The organism is Paenibacillus glucanolyticus NBRC 15330 (assembly GCF_004000885.1).
GTDB classification, from domain to species: domain Bacteria; phylum Bacillota; class Bacilli; order Paenibacillales; family Paenibacillaceae; genus Paenibacillus_AQ; species Paenibacillus_AQ glucanolyticus.
Genome location: NZ_BIMC01000001.1, coordinates 432181 through 452070, shown reverse-complemented (window position 1 = coordinate 452070; position 19890 = coordinate 432181). Strand labels below are relative to the sequence as shown.

At 50.5% G+C, this 19890-nt stretch carries 3 protein-coding genes and 2 pseudogenes (1 of these 5 only partly in view); all 5 read left to right on the top strand.

Going from position 1 to position 19890, the window contains the following annotated elements; all coding sequences use genetic code 11:
• Nucleotides 1-18: 18 nt before the first annotated feature.
• Entirely contained in the window at nt 19-2430 is a 2412-nt protein-coding gene (gene fabD, locus PGL02S_RS01815) for an ACP S-malonyltransferase (RefSeq protein ID WP_051449088.1), read from the top strand.
• A gap of 20 nt (nt 2431-2450) precedes the next feature.
• Nucleotides 2451-5228, top strand: a pseudogene (locus tag PGL02S_RS29190) (type I polyketide synthase); the annotation flags it as partial.
• Nucleotides 5202-8774 (top strand): annotated as a pseudogene (locus PGL02S_RS29185) (SDR family NAD(P)-dependent oxidoreductase); the annotation flags it as partial. The pseudogenes PGL02S_RS29190 and PGL02S_RS29185, both read left to right, overlap by 27 nt.
• Before the next feature lie 201 nt (nt 8775-8975).
• Nucleotides 8976-12200 (top strand): beta-ketoacyl synthase N-terminal-like domain-containing protein, encoded by a 3225-nt coding sequence (locus PGL02S_RS29180; protein WP_376167287.1) that lies wholly within the window; start codon nt 8976-8978, stop codon nt 12198-12200.
• Nucleotides 12201-12215: 15 nt separating this feature from the next.
• A protein-coding gene (locus PGL02S_RS01805; protein WP_051449090.1) for an SDR family NAD(P)-dependent oxidoreductase crosses the window boundary here: on the top strand, nt 12216-19890 show its 5' portion. The gene runs 2714 nt beyond the window's last position; only the first 7675 of its 10389 coding nucleotides appear in the window; the start codon lies at nt 12216-12218; its stop codon lies off the right edge, out of view.

Below are 19890 nucleotides of genomic sequence, written 5' to 3'. Positions count from 1 at the left end.
GGAGGATGGTAGAAACTTATGCTGGCTTACGTATTTCCAGGGCAGGGTGCCCAGAAAAAAGGAATGGGCGAAGGGTTGTTTGACGAATTCAAGGATTTGACTGCGCAAGCGGATCGTATTCTGGGATATTCGATTAAGAGACTATGTCTGGAAGATCCGGATTCTGAACTTAATAAGACGCAATTCACCCAACCCGCATTATACACCGTTAGTGCATTAAGTTACTTCAAGAAGGTCAAGGATTCCGGGAGCAGGGTCGATTTTGTTGCCGGACATAGTCTGGGGGAATATAACGCCCTGCTGGCAGCAGGAGCTTACGACTTTGCAACAGGACTGAAGCTTGTGCAAAAAAGGGGCGAATTGATGAGCCGGGCTGCCGGCGGGGGCATGGCAGCAGTCATCGGCCTAAGTGAAAATAAGCTTTCAGAGGTGCTGCAGGAGTATAAACTGGACCGCATTGACATTGCCAATCTTAACAGCCCCCATCAGATCGTGATTTCCGGGGCGAAAGCAGACATGGATCATGCCATGAAGGTTCTTGAGTCCCACAAGGACGTGACGATGTGCATTCCCTTGCGAACGAGCGGTGCCTTTCATTCCCGGCATATGGAGGATGCAGCGAGAGAATTTGAAGCTTTCCTGGAAAACTTTACGTTCCAGTCATTGCGGATTCCGGTCATCTCCAATGTGCATGCCAGACGTTATCGACCAACCGAAATTAAATATAATCTGGTTCAACAGATTACAAGTTCCGTTAAATGGACGGAAAGCATTCGCTATTTAATGGGGCTTGGCGTACAGGAATATGAAGAGGTTGGGCCCGGGAGGGTTCTGACGGATCTAATAGCGAGAATCAGGACAGAGGCAAGTCCGCTGATCGTGGATGAACCGGAAGTGGTTGAGGAGTCCGTTGCAGAAAGCGTGAATGAAGAACTAATCGAGAGTGCCGCACAGATACCGTCAGTATTGGAATCGACGACTATGGAAGTATCGGGGGCGGAACCGCCCGCTCCGGTACCATCGTCAGAATATCATATTCTCCCTTCTTCCCTGGGAAGCGCTGAATTCCGCAGAGACTATAATCTTAAATACGCCTATATGACCGGAGCCATGTACCGCGGCATTGCTTCCAAGGAAATGGTTGTAAGAATGGGTCAAGCAGGAATGATGGGTTTCTTCGGGGCTGGCGGCTTGAAATTACCGCAGATTGCGGATGCAATTCAATACATACAACGAGAGCTTTCTCAAGGCCAATCCTACGGCATGAACCTGGTTCACAATCCGACCGAGCCGGAGATCGAAGAACAAACCGTGGATCTGTTCCTGCAAAGCGGCGTGAGGGTTATGGAGGCGGCGGCTTTCATGAACATTACGCCTGCATTGGTTAAATACCGGGCCAAAGGCTTGACGCGTGACGTACATGGAAGGATTGTTTCTTCTAAGAAAATTATTGCCAAGGTATCGCGGCCGGAAGTTGCGGAAGCATTTCTCAGTCCGGCGCCTGAGCGGATCATTACAAAGCTGCGGGAGGAAAACAAAATCACGCCGGAAGAGGCCCTGATGCTTAGGGAAATGCCGGTTGCCGATGATATTTGCGCCGAGGCGGATTCCGGTGGTCATACGGACGGAGCAGTGGCTTATGCATTAATGCCGGCCATGATTAAATTACGGGATGAAATGATGGATAAGTATCGATATCACAAAAAAATAAGAATAGGCGCCGCAGGTGGGATCGGTACACCGGATGCGATATCGGCAGCCCTTACACTGGGTGCCGACTTTATTGTTACCGGTTCAATCAATCAATGCACCTTGGAGGCCGGAACGAGCGACGAAGCAAAGGACCTGCTGCAGCAAATGAACGTCCAGGACACGGAATACGCGCCTGCGGGAGATATGTTTGAGATGGGGGCGAGGGTGCAGGTGCTGAAAAAGGGGCTTTTTTTTCCGGCGCGCTCCAATAAGTTATACGATTTGTACCGTCAGTACAACTCCATTGATGAAATCGACGAGAAGACCAAGGCACAGATACAGGACAAGTATTTCAAGCGCAGTTTTGAGAGCGTATATGACATGGTCAGAACGCGCTATCCACAAATCGTCGAGAAGGCGGAGCGGAACCCGAAATACAAAATGGCCATGATATTCCGGTGGTATTTCAGTTACAGCACACGGTTGGCTTTGCAGGGCGACCCTGAAAATAAAGTGGATTATCAAATTCATTGCGGACCGGCCTTAGGTGCTTTTAATCAATGGGTTAAAGGAACCGAGCTTGAGCAGTGGCGGAACAGGCGCGTTGATGAGATTGCGGAGAAACTGATGGTGGAGACGGCAGCACTGCTCAATCAAAGATATAAGAGCTTCTCCAAGCTTTCGGAGACGGATGACATCGCAATGGAGAACAGCCGAAGCACACAAGAGGTTTATTAAAAGTGAGGTGTACCGTATAAATGAAGAACGAGATCGCGATTATTGGCATAGCTTGCCGATTCCCTGGAGCGCAGAATTATGAAGAATTCTGGGATAATCTGAAGGAAGGTCGTTCAAGCATTCAGGAGATACCGAAGGAGCGCTGGGACTGGAAGGAATATTGGGGCGATCCCCAAGGGAAGAACAAGAGCAACAGCAAGTGGGGCGGTTTTATACAAGACGCAGATGCCTTTGATCCGGGCTTTTTTGGTCTCTCAGCAAGGGAAGTGGAGGCGACCGACCCTCAGCAGCGGATTATGCTGGAATTATCGTGGTCCTGCCTGGAGGATGCCGGGATTCGTCCTTCACAACTGTCTGGGGACAAGGTCGGCGTTTACATGGGGGTCTTTAATTTTGATTACAAAGGATTGCAGGAGCAGAGCAATCAGACTATTGAAACCTATCATTCCATAGGGACAGCTTCGGCCGTAATTGCGAATCGGATCTCGCATTATTTCAACCTGAAGGGCCCGAGTTTTCCTATCGACACCGCTTGCTCAAGTTCATTCAACGCAATCCATTCCGCAGCCCAGTCCATACTTCTTGGAGAGAGCAACATGGCGCTTGTAGGCGGGATCAGCCTTATACTCACCCCTTCCCGCCATATTTCCTTTTCCAAAGCGGGCATGCTGTCCCCAACCGGATCATGCAAAACATTCGACGACAGCGCTGACGGTTACGTGCGCAGTGAAGGCGCAGGCGTCGTGCTGCTTAAGCCGCTGGTGAAGGCCCTGGAAGACGGGGACTCCATTTATGGCGTCCTGAAGGGAACGGCCGTTAATCATAGCGGAAAAACGCATACGCTCACCTATCCCAATCCGGAAGCTCAGGCGGATGTTATAGCCGAAGCCCATCGCAAAGCCGGTGTACCCGTGGAAAGCATCAGTTACATCGAAGCTCATGGGACCGGTACGCCCAAGGGAGATCCCATGGAGTTTCAAGGGCTTGTGAAAGCTTTTCAATTACTCCATCCGGAAGAGCCTCAAAAGCTGAACACCAATTACTGCGGACTGGGCTCGGTGAAAACGAATATCGGTCATCTGGAATCAGCGGCAGGCATTGCCGGGGTTATCAAAGTCCTGATGTCCATGAAATATAAGCAGCTGCCCGGATTGCAAAATTTCAAAAAGCTGAACCACCGTATTTCAATCGATGAAAGCCCGTTTTACATGGTGGACAAGCTCAGGGAATGGAAGCTGCTTGAGAGCGAAGATGGACAGACCTATCCGAGGCGTGCTGGGATCAGTTCCTTTGGGTTCGGTGGAACGAATGCGCATGTCGTGCTTGAAGAAGCCCCCGCTGCCAAGAAAAAATCGAGCAAAAAGCTTCCTCAGTACGTAATCTGTTTATCCGCCAAAACAGAAGGATCGCTTCGCCAACGGGAACAGGATCTGGCACGCTGGCTCGACCAACAAGAACAGGACATCGCGCTTACGGAGGTTAGCGCAACCCTCCTCCTTCACCGGGAGCATTTCGGAGTAAGGTCTGCTTACGTTGTTAGGGATGTACGTGAGCTTCGGGAGAAGCTGCAGCAGGTAGTTGCTAAAAATGAGCCTGAGGGGTATTTCCACGATCGAATCCCTTTAACAGGGAAGAAGGAGGAGCCGCTCTTTGAACATCTGGGCAAGGTGCTTGTCACCGAGCTTCAATCCATCAAGAAGAGCAGTGTGCAGGAATACGGCAGTAAATTGATGGCATTGGCAGAATTATACGTAAAAGGGTATGAGGTGGACTGGAAGGCCATCTTCCCGGCCGAGAAGATACAGCATGTCCATCTTCCTACCTATCCTTTTGCCAGGGAGCGGTATTGGATATCCGAACCCGAAGAAGGTACCACGGATGTCAGCTTGGTATCCGAGGGTGCAGCAGCTTCCTGTATACACCCGCTTCTGCACCGGAACACGTCCGATTTCTCAGAACAGCGATACAGCTCAACCTTTTCGGGCGAAGAGTTTTTTCTGAGGGATCATATCGTGAACAATCAGCGTGTCTTGCCCGGCGTCGCTTATCTTGAAATGGCCAGGGAAGCTGCTTCGAGGGCCTCAGGACAATCAGCTGATGCATACTCGCCGATTCGGCTGGAACATGTGGTCTGGGCCAGGCCGATCACGGTTGGAGATCATCATGCTCATGTGAACATTGCGCTTTATCCAGATGAACAGGGCGATGTTTCCTACGAAATTTATAGCGAGCCGGAAGATGGCGGTGAAGAGTCTATTGTTCATAGCCAGGGCCATATCGTGTTGGATGCCGACTTGATTGGCGGGACGCCACAGGTGAACATCGATGGATTAAAAAAACAGTTTGTCAGAGCCGATACTGCAATAGCGCAGTACTATGAGGTTTTCCGGCTTATGGGAATTCATTACGGACCTGCACATCAAGGGATTGAAGAAGTATATACGGGAGCAAGCGGAGTCCTGGCTAAGCTGTCGATTCCTTCCTCCATTCGGGGCACCGAAGATCCGTTTATCTTGCATCCCAGCTTGATGGATTCGGCCCTCCAGGCGGCCATGATTCTGATGCTTGGTTCAGACATGTTGGGCGTGTTGGAGGGCAAGGCTGCATCAAGGCTGTTCCTGCCTTTTGCACTGCAGGAGCTCGATATTGTACACGAATGCTCGTCGGTCATGTGGGCGCAGGTTCAGTATAGTCTGCAGGACAGGACATCAGGAAAGTCTGAGAAAGTCGATATTGAACTCTATGACGGACAAGGAATGTTATGCGTCAGGATGAAGGGGTTATCCTGGAGGATACTCAGTAAAGAGGAGGCCTTGCTCAAATCCGGGGCAGGCACGGGCACGATCATGCTGCATCCGACATGGCAGGAACAGGACGTTGCGGCTCATGAGGTGTTATCCGGTTATGATGACCACTGTGTCGTGCTGTGTGAAATGGACGAAACGGCGAAGAAGAGTCTTGAAACGCAAATGGAGGGTGTCCGCATCCTGTCCTTGCAATCGAAACGAAAAAACATGAAGGACCGGTTTCAAGCATACTCGGGCAATCTGCTTGATGAAATTCAGAGTATTCTTAAAGACGGCTCCAAAAAGAACGTGTTCATTCAAATTGTCATTCCTGCGCAGGGGGAACATCGTCTGTTATCCGGTTTATCGGGACTTCTGAAGACGGCCAGGCTGGAGAATCCCAAATTCGTAGGACAGATGATCGAGATGGAGCCGCATGTATCGGCGGAGCGGTTGGTTGGCGTATTGAGGGAGAACCATTGCAGCCCGGAGGAATTTCATATTCGATACCAGGAAGGGAAGCGCTTCGTTAAAGGCTGGGACGTCATGGAGACACCGACATTCGAAGAGAGCCCTCCTTGGAAAGAGAACGGAACGTACTTGATTACGGGAGGGCTGGGAGGTCTCGGGTTTATTTTTGCGAATGAGATCGCCCGGCACACGAAGGATGTGACGTTAATTCTTACCGGCCGATCTGCGCCAGGTAGCGACTCAGCGCTTCAACTGGAGCAATTGAGAATTCAAGGGGCTAGGGTGGAATACAGGCAGGTCGATGTGTCGAACTTCAAAGAGGTGGAGAAACTCGTTCGTAACATTGCCACCGAGTTTGGCGGGCTGAATGGAGTCCTTCACAGCGCTGGCGTGATTAAGGATCGTCTTATTCTCAATAAAACAGCGGAAGAACTGCAGGCGGTGATGGCGCCAAAAGTGGCAGGACTTGTCCATTTGGATCAAGTAACCAAGGATTTGAAGCTTGATCTTTTTGTCGTTTTTTCATCGATATATGGGGTTTTGGGCAATCCGGGACAGGCAGATTATTGTTCGGCCAATGCTTTTATGGACGCTTACGCTTCATACCGAAATGAACTTGTACGCGCGAACGAGCGAAGTGGGCATACGCTGTCCGTCAATTGGCCTTTATGGAAAGATGGCGGCATGCAGGTTGATGAAAAGTCCGCACAGATGATGAAACAGCGGCTGGGAATGGCCGCAATAGAGACACCTTCAGCTATGATTGCTTTCCATCGTGCATGGACGTCCGGTAAAGACCAGGTTCTTGTCATGGCAGGTAATCCTGAGCTGTTCTATGCCAAATTGACAGAGAAGCAGGTCGTGAAGCCTGCAGTTCGGTTACAGGCGTCGCTGCCACCTTCGGACAATGACCATTCCCTTCAAAAGAGCGAAGAGGTGTTCGCGGAAAAAGCGGTACATTTCATAAAGAGACAGATATCAGCCGTCTTGAAGCTGCCCGTTCAGCGAATAGAAACGGATGCTCCGATGGAGCAGTATGGCATCGATTCCATCATGACCACGCAATTGACCAACGAATTGGAGAAAACCTTCGGCTCATTGTCCAAAACGCTATTTTTTGAATATCAAAATATACGGGAATTAACGGGGTATTTCATTACAGCCTACCGGGATCAATTGAAGGAGGTTCTGGGAGAGAGGGAAGATGCAGAGCCCATAGAACCTGCTGCTGTTCAGCAAGCGGAGCCCCCCCTTTCAACACAGGGAGAGGCCTTTCGGAACGTTGCCAGTCTCAGGCGTTCAAGGTTCTTGTCGCCAACCAGGAGCGAGCGGAATGAACGGACAACCGAAGCGATGGATATTGCCATCATCGGTGTGTCCGGACGTTATCCCGGCGCCGAGAATATCGGCCAGTTCTGGGAGGTGTTGAAGAATGGCAAGGATTGCATTACGGAAATACCGAAAGACCGCTGGGATTCCCAGTTGTATTTTGATGAGGATCGTAACAAACCGGGAAAAGCCTACAGCAAGTGGGGCGGATTTCTTCAAGGCGTAGACCGCTTCGATCCATTGTTTTTTAATATATCGCCGCGGGAAGCGGAAATGATGGATCCGCAAGAGCGCCTCTTTTTGCAATGCGTTTATGAAACTCTTGAGGATGCGGGATATACCCGGGAGAATTTGGGCCTATACCATGATTATGGTCTGGAGGGAAATGTCGGCGTTTATGTCGGATCCATGTACCAGGAATACCAGCTATATGGGGCTCAGGAACAAATACAGGGGAATCCTCTCGCGCTGCCCGGACTTCCGGCATCCATCGCTAATCGCGTTTCTTACTTTTGCAATTTCCATGGTCCGAGCATGACCGTAGATACGATGTGCTCATCTTCCATCACAGCGATCCATCTGGCTTGTCAAAGCTTGCAGAGAGGGGAATGCCAGGCTGCCATTGCAGGCGGGGTCAACGTCTCGATTCATCCCAATAAATATCTCTACCTGTCTCAAGGGAAGTTCATATCCAGCAGGGGCAGATGCGAGAGTTTTGGCGAGGGAGGAGAGGGATACGTACCCGGTGAAGGCGTAGGCGCGGTTCTTCTTAAACCGCTGGCCCAAGCCATTGAGGATCGGGACCAGATCTATGGAATTATAAAAGCGACCGCAATCAATCACGGGGGGAAAACGAACGGATATACGGTTCCTAATCCCAAGGCTCAAGCGAGCGTAATTGGCCGGGCTATTAAGAAGGCAGGGATTGAGCCGCGGACGATCAGTTACATGGAGGCGCACGGCACCGGAACATCGCTCGGAGATCCCATTGAGATTGCCGGCTTGAACAGCATATTCCGGGAGTACACGGGCGACAAGCAGTTCTGTGCGCTCGGTTCGGCTAAATCAAATATCGGGCATTGCGAGAGTGCTGCGGGAATTGCAGGTTTGACCAAAGTGCTGCTTCAGCTTAAGTACAAGCAGTTAGTTCCTTCGCTTCATTCCCGCGTGCTGAATCCCAACATCGATTTTGCCGATACTCCATTTGTTGTTCAGCAGGATCTTGCCGATTGGAAAAGACCCGTGTTAGAGATAGACGGAGAACGGAAGGAATACCCGAGAATAGCGGGCGTTTCGTCCTTCGGAGCGGGCGGGTCTAATGCCCATATCGTGATAGAAGAATATATCCCAAGATACGAGAAACCTTCGCCAGTGATAGCAGATAGCCATTATCCGGCCATCATTGTATTGTCCGCGAAGAATCAGGAGCAGCTGAAGTTGCAGGCTCAGCGCCTTCTGGCGGATATCGCGGTCCAGCAGTATGAAGAACACAGCCTCATTGATATGGCTTACACCCTTCAAATCGGACGGGAAGCCATGGAGGAACGATTGGCCGTGATTGCATCCACGATGAGAGAACTGGTGGATAAACTAACGGATTACATCGAAGGCCGTGAGCATGGGGACGGCGTGCATTATGGCCAGGTTAAACGTAATAAAGATACGTTATCTGTATTTGCGAGGGATGAAGAACTGCAGGAAGCCATTGTTAAATGGATACAGCGCAGAAAGTACAACAAACTCGTCAGTCTCTGGGTGAAAGGGTTGAATGTGGAATGGAGCTTGCTATATGGCGAGAATCTCCCGCAACGGATCAGCCTGCCGATCTATCCGTTTTCTCAAGAGCGTTACTGGTATCCCCAAGGGAGTCATGATCGCCGTGATCGGTTGGACAGAAGTTCGGGAACGAAACAGGATGCAGCTCCTCCTGTCATCCCAAATCATCCGGTCGAGCGTAACATGTGCTTTTTGAACAAGACGTGGATACCTGCAAGCATAGAAACATCCCTTGATATGAGCAGGTTCGAGAATCAAACGATTGCCATATTGACGACCCGGGAAACGATGGAATTAGCTGCGCATGTGTCGAGACATTTCACACGCAGCCGGATCATTGATGTTCAGGATATGGCACAGGAATTTCATCAGACCGAGCGGGATTGGAAGCAATATGGCGGCTGTATCGACGTTGTTGGCTGCGGCAGGAATGGGACGGGGTTGACCGGGTGGATTCCCTGGCTTCAAAAAGTAATTGAGCATGCGGACGCAGGTGGTCTGGCACTCCTTGGTGTTACGCAAGGGCTGGAGTCATTTCTCAGTACCGAAGTGAATTTGTCGGGCGCTGATCGGGCGGGGCTGTATCGAATGCTGCAGAGTGAGTATAGCCGCTTGAGGTCACGTCATATGGATGTGGATGCAGCATATGATGTTCTTGCCCTAGCTGAGCAAATCGTCAGCGAATTCGCAGCTGAAAGTCAGGATGCGGAAGTTGGTTACCGGAGCGGTACGCGATATCGTGCAGCGCTGGATGAGTTGCAGGGCTTCGGCCCCGGCAAGGAACCGTTCGCTTTTCCAGAGGACCATGTACTATGGATCACAGGCGGGACGCGGGGAATTGGATATGTATGCGCCGCGCATTTTGTAAGGAAATACGGAGTTAGAAAGCTGGTTCTAACTGGACTGGAAGAGCTGCCTCCCCGAGAGGAATGGGGATTTTACAAGGGTCAGAATACGGCTGTGGCCCACAAAATTCAAGCGATCCAGGCTTTGGAAGCACAACAGGTAGAAGTGAGGGTCCTCTCCGTATCCCTAACGGATGAACGTAAGATGCGGCATAGCCTGGAAGCGGTTAAAAGCACGATGGGGCCAATTGGAGGCGTTTTACATTGTGCCGGCGTAATTGATTCGCATAATCCTGCCTTTGTAAGGAAGCCGGTTGAAGGAATCGAGCGGGTTTTTGACCCGAAGGTGGCGGGACTTCAAGTGCTCTATGATTGCTTTAGACATGAAGCCTTATCGTTTTTTATGCTTTTCTCGTCCGTTTCGTCAACGATTCCTGTTTTAGGTTCCGGACAAAGCGATTATGCCATGGCAAATGCTTATATGGACTATTTTGCGGCGAAGGAGAAGCATGCGAATCCCGTAATCAGTATCCAGTGGCCAAGCTGGAAAGAGGCTGGTATGGGCGAGGTAAGGAGCAAGGCTTATGCGCAGACAGGCTTACTGAGCGTGACAAATGAAGAGGGGCTGCAGCTGTTGGATCAGATTCTCTCCAGCAGAACAGAATCGGTGATTCTGCCGGCTGTTGTTAATCCGGAGATATGGAATCCTGGCATGCTTATGCATAATGCGATTCAGGAGCGCCCGGAAGGATACACCGGATCGCAGCACGGCGGGCAAAAGGCAGTGCTGGTATCTCCCAAGCCTGGCGGCGATAGCCTATTAAATAAAACGCAAGTCTGGCTCGCCGAATTGCTGGCAGAAGAATTGAAAATCCCTTTCTCCCGGCTGGAGCTTGATACAGCATTTCAGGATTACGGCGTAGATTCGATTATGATCGCTCAATTACTGCGCCGAATGAATCAATTAGCCATGCTGGATCTGGAGCCAACTCTGCTATTTGAATATCCAACCATAGAATCATTGGCCGCGTGGCTTGTCAGTGCCCATCCCGCTGCCGTATCTCAGTTGCTTGGGTCTATGAATATGGAAGGTTATGAACACGAAGGGAAAGAATCTCCACCACAGGTACCAGCGGCTTCAGAAGATAGAAGAAGACCATCCAATAAAGGCATTCATGGAGTTATTTCTTCAGATATTGCCGTGGTAGGTTTGTCATGCCGATTCCCGGGTGCCGAGTCGCTTGAAGAATATTGGAGGATTCTATCGGAGGGAAGATCAGCGATTCGTCAGGTCCCATATGAAAAATGGGGTTACTCCAGCGGCTTCTATGCGGGCACGCTGAATGACATTACAAGCTTTGATCACTCCTTCTTCCTGATTCCTAAAGCCGATGCCCAAGCCATGGATCCTCAGGCGTTAATGGTACTGGAAGAAAGTCTGAAGCTGTTATCTCATGCGGGATATACGATGCAAGAAATGAAGGGAAAGCCGACCGGGGTTTACCTCGGTGCGCGAACACAGCATCAGCCGGAAGAATCAAGCCTACATCAAGCACGTAATCCCATTGTGGCCGTGGGACAGAACTATCTGGCTGCCAATATCTCGCAATTTCTTGACCTCCGTGGTCCAAGCGTTGTGATGGATACCGCCTGTTCTTCAGCTCTGGTAGCGATGAACATGGCCATCCAAGCGCTCCTTGCAGGAGATATCGATTCAGCGATTGTCGGCGGCGCAAGTCTGCTGACAACGGATCGTGCTCACAGAATATTCGCGCAGCGGGGAATTTTAAGTCCGGTGCAGGACTTCCATATGTTTGACAAGCGAGCGGATGGCGTGGTGCTGGGAGAAGGTGCGGGTATGGTTCTGTTGAAGACCGTGGAGCAGGCGCTTGCAGATGGCGATCGAATCTACGCTGTCATCAAGGGAGTGGCCGTTAACAATGACGGACGGACAGCAGGTCCATCAACTCCGAATATCCAGGCGCAGAGAGAAGTTTTACAATCCGCATTGCGCAAGAGTGGCAGGAAACCTGAGGAGATCAGTTATGTTGAAACCAACGGTTCCGGTACGACGGTGACCGATCTGCTGGAACTTAAGGCGATCCATACGATTTATCGGGAGTCGAGCACGATTCCGCTGGGGCTCGGGTCGATGAAACCCAATATCGGGCATCCGCTCTGTGCCGAAGGCATCGCGAGTTTTATTAAAGTGGTATTGATGCTGCAGCATGGACGATTTGTTCCTTTCTTATCTGGCCGAGAAGCTATGGCACATTATGACATAGAATCATCTCCGCTGTATTTTGGCAGAGAAAATACCGAGTGGACTCATGCTCATACATCAAGAATCGCTGCGATTAACTGTTTTGCCGACGGGGGAACCAACGCCCATGTGATTTTGGAGGAGGCCGCGGATTTGGCTCTCCAACGCAATACAAGGCAGCCTGTTCCACTTCCGGCATTAAACAAGCAGCGGCTGTGGCAGACGCATGCCATGACGATACCCGGCAGCAGAGCAGCAGCCGACGTTCCGCAGAATATTTTTTGGGAGAAATTCGACTAGGGAGGAGCCAGTGAGATGTACGAACAATTTAACCTGTCTGCAAAGAATCCGATTATCAGCAATCATAAAGTGTATGGACAAGAATTATTGCCTGGACTGGCTTATATTGATCTTATATATCAAGCTTACAAAAAAAATCACTATTCTTTCGACAGGCTCGAACTTCGTAATTTGAGTATTTTCAAGCCGCTTGCAACCGTCCCAGGCTGCTCTGTCAGACTTGGCGTTCATTGCAATGAAACCTCTGCCGGTTTGTGGAAGATTCGTCTCGAAGGGCAGAATCAGCGTGATGGCTTACTGGAACCGGAGACAACCTTGTACGCTACTGCCGAAATGTCTCTTATAGAACCGGTGTCGTATGATGAGACGTTGGACGTGAGCTCCGTGAAGCGCTCGGCAATCAGAGAGCTGGGCATATATGATTTATATGAAGAATACCAAAGCCAGGAGCTGGTTCATACCGGATTTATGAAGGCAGAAGGTCAGGTCTATGAACTGGAGGCCGCCGTGATTCTGGATCTTTCTATCGGACCGGACGCTCAGTCCAGCTCGCAAGAGTTCTTATTCCACCCTGCGCTGATTGACGGCAGCGGTGTTGGGGCCGGGAGAATGTTTGCGCCTGCCACTGAGCAGGAACAGCGATTATTCTTGCCTCTTAGTTATGCAGCGTTTCATGCGTCAGAACCTCTTCAGCAGCGATGTATTACACGAGTGCAGAAATCCTCGGTGATCCATAAGAACGAATTGATGTTTTGGACGATGGAGTTTTTTAATCGGGATGGAAAAAAAGTCGGAGAATTAAGAAATTTCGCGGGCAAACTGGTCCGTGAAGCGGGACTGATCAATCCGGAACGGAAGTTGTCGTCTCCATCATCTCCGTGGCAGGAGCCTATAAGCGGAGCTCCGGCCACCTCCGATAAGATCACTCTCGATACGGGTGTCGCAGGTGATGCGGCACCCGTTATTTCTATCGAAAGGTTCCTGCGGCAGCTCATGGCAGATGTTTTGAATAGTTCCGCGGAAGATATCCACCCGGAGTCCGGTTACTATGAGATGGGATTGGATTCCCCGGGCTTGTTGGGGATCGTGAGATCGATTGAGTCCAGAATCAAGACCTCTTTATCGCCCACCTTGTTGTTTGAATACACAACCATTGCCGAGCTTTCTGCTTACCTGGAAGAGCATTATGCATCACAATTTAAGCAAATCGAAGCAGCATCAGAGCAATCCGTATCCAGATCGCCTTCCCATCCTGGATTCGATGACTTGCCTAAACCTTTAGCCCCTACTGCTTTGGGTTCCACTCCCAAGGAAAGGACAGCCGCCGATGACGATATTGCCATCATCGGTATGTCCGGCCGATATCCGCAAGCCAGAAACCTCCAGGAATTCTGGACGAACTTGCAGGAGGGAAAAGATTGCATAAGTGAGATACCAGAATCTCGGTGGGATCGGAAGCGGCTGGCCGGAATTAAATCGCCTGGCGGTAAAGAAATGTCCAAATGGGGTGGATTTATTGAAGATCCGGATTGCTTTGACCCCAAATTCTTTCGAATCTCTCCTCGTGAAGCGGAAACGATGGATCCGCAGGAACGACTGTTTCTGGAAACGTGCTGGGAGGCCATTGAGGATGCCGGATATACACCTAAATCATTGGTGACGCCTCGCGGGAAAAACAAGAGACGGAACGTAGGTGTTTTTGCCGGGGTGATGCACAAGGATTATTCCCTGGTGGGGGCAGAGGCGTTGTCCCAAGGGGAGGCGTTTCCACTCTCATTGAATGCAGGTCCTATCGCGAACCGGGTTTCGTATTTTTGTAATTTTCATGGTCCGAGCATGACCGTAGATACACTCTGTTCTTCTTCCCTTACGGCTGTCCATCTGGCTATGGAAAGCATAAAACGCGGTGAAAGCGAAGTGGCTTTGGCGGGTGGTGTGAATTTATCCCTGCATCCGGCCAAGTATATGACCTATGGAATGTGGGGGATGCATTCAAGTGATGGTTACTGCCATACCTTCGGTGAAGGAGGCGATGGTTATGTGTCTGCAGAAGGCGTTGCTTCGGTTCTCTTGAAGCCTTTAAATAAAGCCATTGAAGACAATGACAGAATCTACGCGACTATAAAAGGCAGCGCCATTAACCATGTTGGAACTGTGAGTGGAATCATGGTGCCTGGTCCAGTGGCACAAGGGGAGGCGATTGCCGATTGCTTGAAGCAATCCGGCATTAACCCGCGGACGATTCGTTATGTGGAGGCGCATGGTACGGGAACCTCCCTCGGTGATCCCATTGAGATTGAAGGATTGATGAAAGCTTTTGGAAGTTATACCCAAGACCGGCAGTTTTGTTCGATCGGCTCTGTAAAATCAAATATAGGGCACGCGGAATCGGCAGCCGGGGTGATCGGTCTTCAGAAAGCAGCGCTCCAAATTTATCACAAAACCCTTGTTCCTTCGCTTCACGCTGAGGAATTGAACCCTTATATCGATTTTGAGCAATCGCCGTTCTATGTGCAGCGTGTCACCGAAGAATGGCAGCCATCCGTGATGATGGAAGATGGGCGGCAGGTTCGTTATCCGCGGCGGGCAGCATTAAGTTCGTTCGGAGCCACTGGTTCAAATGCGCATGTGATTCTAGAAGAATACATAGATACCCAAATTCGAGGAGTTGCACGGACGAAGCGTGAGCAAGACCGGCCCGTGCTTGTTCCTCTTTCGGCTAAAAACAATGAGAGGCTTAAATCCTATGCCGTAGAGCTGCTCAAACATCTGCAAGGGCTGCCTATCCGTGAGAAAGTGCTGGATATCGAGCATACAGAGTCGCAACTTGCGGGCTTCTTGGAAGAGCGAATCAGGGGGATCTTAGCCGCGATCATTCATGTTGACGCAGAACTTATTGAAGCCGTTGTTCCATGGAGTGAATATGGAGTCGAACCCGTTCACATCCGACAGCTGAAGGACAAAATTCTGGAAGAATTCGCCGTTGAGATGGACGATAGGGAATGGGTTCAGAGTTGCACGATCGCTTCGGTTGCGGCACATCTTCTGGACGAGCATCCAGAACGATTGCGAGCCCAGAGTGAGGTTGCGGCTCATGACGAAACGATTGCCCAGGAAGAATGGGATCGGGAGCAGGACCACAACGTAACCTCCATAGAGGATGTGGCCTTTACGCTGCAGGTAGGGCGTGAAGCTATGGAAGTACGGGTGGCTTTTGTTGTTCGGGAGATTTCGGAGTTGATTGAGGGGCTTCAGGCTTTCCTGCAAAATAAAGATGTACTTGAACGCGGCTATATAGGGACGATCAAGCCGGATAAGGACACGGTTTCATTATCCTCTGCGAGAGAAGCAAATGAAGAATTCGTCAGCCAATGGATTCATGAGGGACGTATGGAGCATTTGGCTGAGTGGTGGGTTAAGGGAATCGAGATCGATTGGAATTTGCTCTATGGTGACAACAACAGAGCTTCCCGGATCAGCCTGCCAACCTATCCATTTGCACGGGAGCGCTATTGGATTCCTGTTATCGGTAAGCCGATCGCGCCTGCAGCGGAAGTGGGCATACACCCGCTGCTTCACAAAAACACGTCCGATTTCATGGAGCAGCGATTCAGCAGCAGGTTTACCGGACATGAATTTTTCTTGTCCGATCATGTTGTGAAGAAGCAGAAGATATTGCCGGGGGTGGCCTATCTTGAGATGGCTCGGATGGCGATGTTGCAATCGCTTGGCAAACTACCGGATCACCAGACAGTAATTCGCTTGAAGAATGTAGTCTGGATTCGGCCAATCTCCGTAGAGGGGGAGCCAGCCATCGTGAATATTCGGCTGCTTCCCGAGGAACACGGAGGGATAGGCTACGAAATATATAGCACGCCTCGAGGGGATACCGGCACTGAATTTACTGTACACAGCAAAGGCCATGCGGAGCTGGTACGGCCTGGCACGCAGGTTGTCCTGAATATCGATGAGTTGAAGAAGCAGTATGGCGAACAATCCATTCCCGCCTCTCGTTTTTATGAGGTTTTTAATGCGATGGGCATGGACTATGGAGCGGCGCACAGGGGAATTGAAGAAGCTTATAAGGAAGAGGGCTCAGGGCAAATACTGGCGAAGCTGTCCATCCCTTCAATTGTAACCAGTACCCTGAACGAGTATGTTCTTCATCCGAGCCTGATGGATTCAGCCTTACAGGCTACCATCGGTTTTCTAATGAGCTCAGAAGGCGAAGGCAGAATCCCGGATTCGGTTAAACCCGTGATGCCCTTTGCCCTGCAGGAGCTAGACATACTGGGCGATTGCACTCCGAATATGTGGGCATGGATACGAAGCAGTGATCAGTATGCGGCTGCGACGATAGGCAAAACTCAAAAGCTGGACATCGATTTATGCGACGAAGAGGGCCGTATCCGTGTCCGTATGAGAGGGTTCTCAACAAGGGTGCTGGAGGGGGAATCTCAAGCAAGCAGCCAGTCGAATGCCATTCGGCAAGAGTCCTATGCACAGCCTCCTGTCGGGAATATTCATCTCGTCCCGGTATGGGATGCGGTGCTGCCAGATAAGGGAGAGAGGCTGCCCCAAGCGTTGGCTCGTGTTCTGGTTGTCGGCGGGAAGGAAAACAGAAGTACGATCCAGCAGATATACCCTCAGATGCAATTCATCGACATCACGTCCCAAGATACAATTACAGGCATTGCAGCCCAAATGGAAGCTCGCGGTTTGATAGATCATGTGATATGGATGGCTCCTTCTGAACATTCACTTGAACCCACCGCGGGAGATGAATGGATCGCAGGACAGGAGTCAGGCGTTAAACCGTTGTTCCGAACGATTAAATCGCTTATCCGTCTGGGGTATTCAACTCGCAGCTTGGAATGGACCGTGATTACATTTAATACGCAATCCGTTCATGGATCAGATACGATTAATCCTGCGCATGCCAGTATTCTCGGACTGGTAGGTTCGATGGCAAAAGAATATCCCAACTGGAACATTAGGATCGTCGATCTGGAGGCCGGTTGTGATTGGCCCGTAACCGATCTATTGGCCTTGCCTGCCGATCGGCGCGGACACCCCTGGGCTTACCGGAATCAGGAGTGGTACAGGCAGCATCTCGTACTTATGAACCCGCCTCCAATGGTGGAATCAAGCTTTAAGGTCGGGGGCGTTTATGTCGTAATTGGTGGTGCCGGAGGAATCGGTAAAGCATGGAGCGAATACATGGTCCGGACGTATAAGGCTAACGTGGTATGGATTGGCCGCAGACCTATAGATGATCAGATCCAGTCGGATTTGGATCGTATCTCACAATTTGGCCCGAAACCTGTTTATATCGCAGCAGATGCAACCCATTTAGAAGAACTCAGAGGAGCCTACACAGCAATTAAGGCGGAATTCCCGGGAATTAACGGCATCGTTCACTCAGCGATGGTGCTGTCGGACTGCAGCCTTGCGGATATGGAGGAGGAGCAATTCCAGGCGGGCCTCTCGGCTAAGATTGACGTGAGCGTACGCATGGCTCAGGTGTTTCGTGAGGAACCTTTGGATTTTGTTTTGTTTTTCTCTTCTCTGATCGCTCTCATCAAAAACCCAAGGCAAAGCTCTTACGCCTCCGGGTGTACATTCAAGGATGCGTTCGCCCATCGGCTCGCGAGTGAGTGGCCGTGTAAGGTGAAGGTGATGAACTGGGGGTATTGGAGCAGCGTTGACGCTGCTGCTTCCGAGGATGTACAGCAGCTGTCCCGAATCGGATTGGGACTCATAACACCGGAGGATGGAATGAAGGCCGTGGAACTGCTGGTATCGAACCCCATCCATCAGATGGCCATGATTACAACAACCAAACCCCTCCTGGTGGAAGGGATGAATCCTAAGGAGCGTTTCGATATCCGTTCGGACAACGTACCGCCAACCATCCACAGTTTTAACCTCAAGGGGAATAGCGCTGCGGCAGGTTACCAGGCTCCGAGCTTGAACGAGGGTCAGGGCCTGAATAAGGAAATGATTGACCTCTTATCCAGAATGCTCTTGAGCGAGCTTACGGCTATGGGGCTATTGAAGTCGGGCATAAAGGCGTCGAGTGATGGTAACGCCCGCAAGGGATTGGCTCCCATGTACGAAAGATGGCTTGAGGAAAGCCACCGTGTTCTTGTACAGAATCAATTCCTTTATCAGGATGGCGAGACGTACCAAACCATGAAATCGGTAACCGTTGACAGGGATTCAATGTGGAAGGAATGGGAGCTGAGAAAGAAGGAATGGCTGGCAGATCCAAGCTTAAAAGCATGGATGACACTGACGGAGGCGGTGCTGCGCGCATTACCTGACATTCTAACGGGTCAGCGCCTCGCGACCGATATCCTGTTTCCTAATTCCTCGATGAGCATGGTGGAAGGCATTTATAAAAATAATCCGGTTGCAGACTATTTCAATGAAGCTCTTGCAGATGCCTTAATCGCGTATGTGGAGGACAGGATCAAGGCAGATCCTTCGGCAAAGCTGCGGCTTATTGAAATCGGGGCTGGTACCGGAGGGACTAGCAGCATGCTTTTCCACAAACTGAAGCCTTACCGTGACCATATTGAGGAGTATTGCTATACCGATATTTCCAAAGCATTTTTATTGTTTGCTGAAAAAGAATATGGTCCGGAGCATGCCTATTTGACCTATAAAATCTTCAATGTAGACGCACCGGCATCCGGTCCGAATACGCCTGCGGGAGCATTCGATATTGCGATCGCAACCAATGTGCTTCATGCGACGCGCAATATCCGCCATACGTTACGAAATGCCAAAGCCGTGTTAAAAAAGAACGGCATCATTCTGATCAACGAGCTCAGCGATAATCGGCTGTTCACTCATTTAACTTTCGGACTTCTGGAAGGGTGGTGGCTGTATGAAGATGCAGCTCTACGCATTCCCGGCAGCCCCGGCCTGTATCCGGCAACCTGGAAAGCCGTGTTGGAATCCGAAGGCTATGAGGGCGTCTTCTTTCCGGCACAAGAAGCTCATGATTGGGGACAGCAGATCATTGCGGCGGGAAGCAACGGGGTTGTACGACAGAAGATAGCACTCCAGGATGCTTCCCCGCATGCCGAGGTCAGAAGCATGTCCAAGCTAAACCGAATTGACACGACGACCACGCTGCAGCCCACGATTATAGCAGAAAAAAGACATGAGAAGAACGTCGCGGCTACGCAAACAACCAGGGCTGTGACCGAACAGATGCTGGAGGATCATGTGAAGGAGACCATCATTGAGAAGCTCTCGGAGGCATTGAAGGTGAACAGGAACGAAATCGAGCTGGAGGATTCTTTTGCCGACTACGGTCTGGATTCTATTATCGGTGTTCATTTGGTACAAGTGCTTAATCAAGCCTTAAACATTGAACTTGATACGACAAGCCTCTTTGATTATAGTTCCGTGAAGCAGCTCACAGCGTATATTTTATCGGATCACAGAGATGCGGTCGCCAGTGAATTCGGACAAAACCTTAAAGACGAAGCTGTCGTTGTTGAGGCTAAGCCGGGTGAATCTGATATAGAGGACGCCTCCGCCCCTAGGTCTTACTTTGGCAGGTTTATGGATGCGGCTCCACTGCCTGACTCTCAAATGGCTAATCTTGAACAGCAGGGGGTCGCCCTTAAGACATCCATGCAAAAAGAGCCGATTGCCATAATTGGAATGAGCG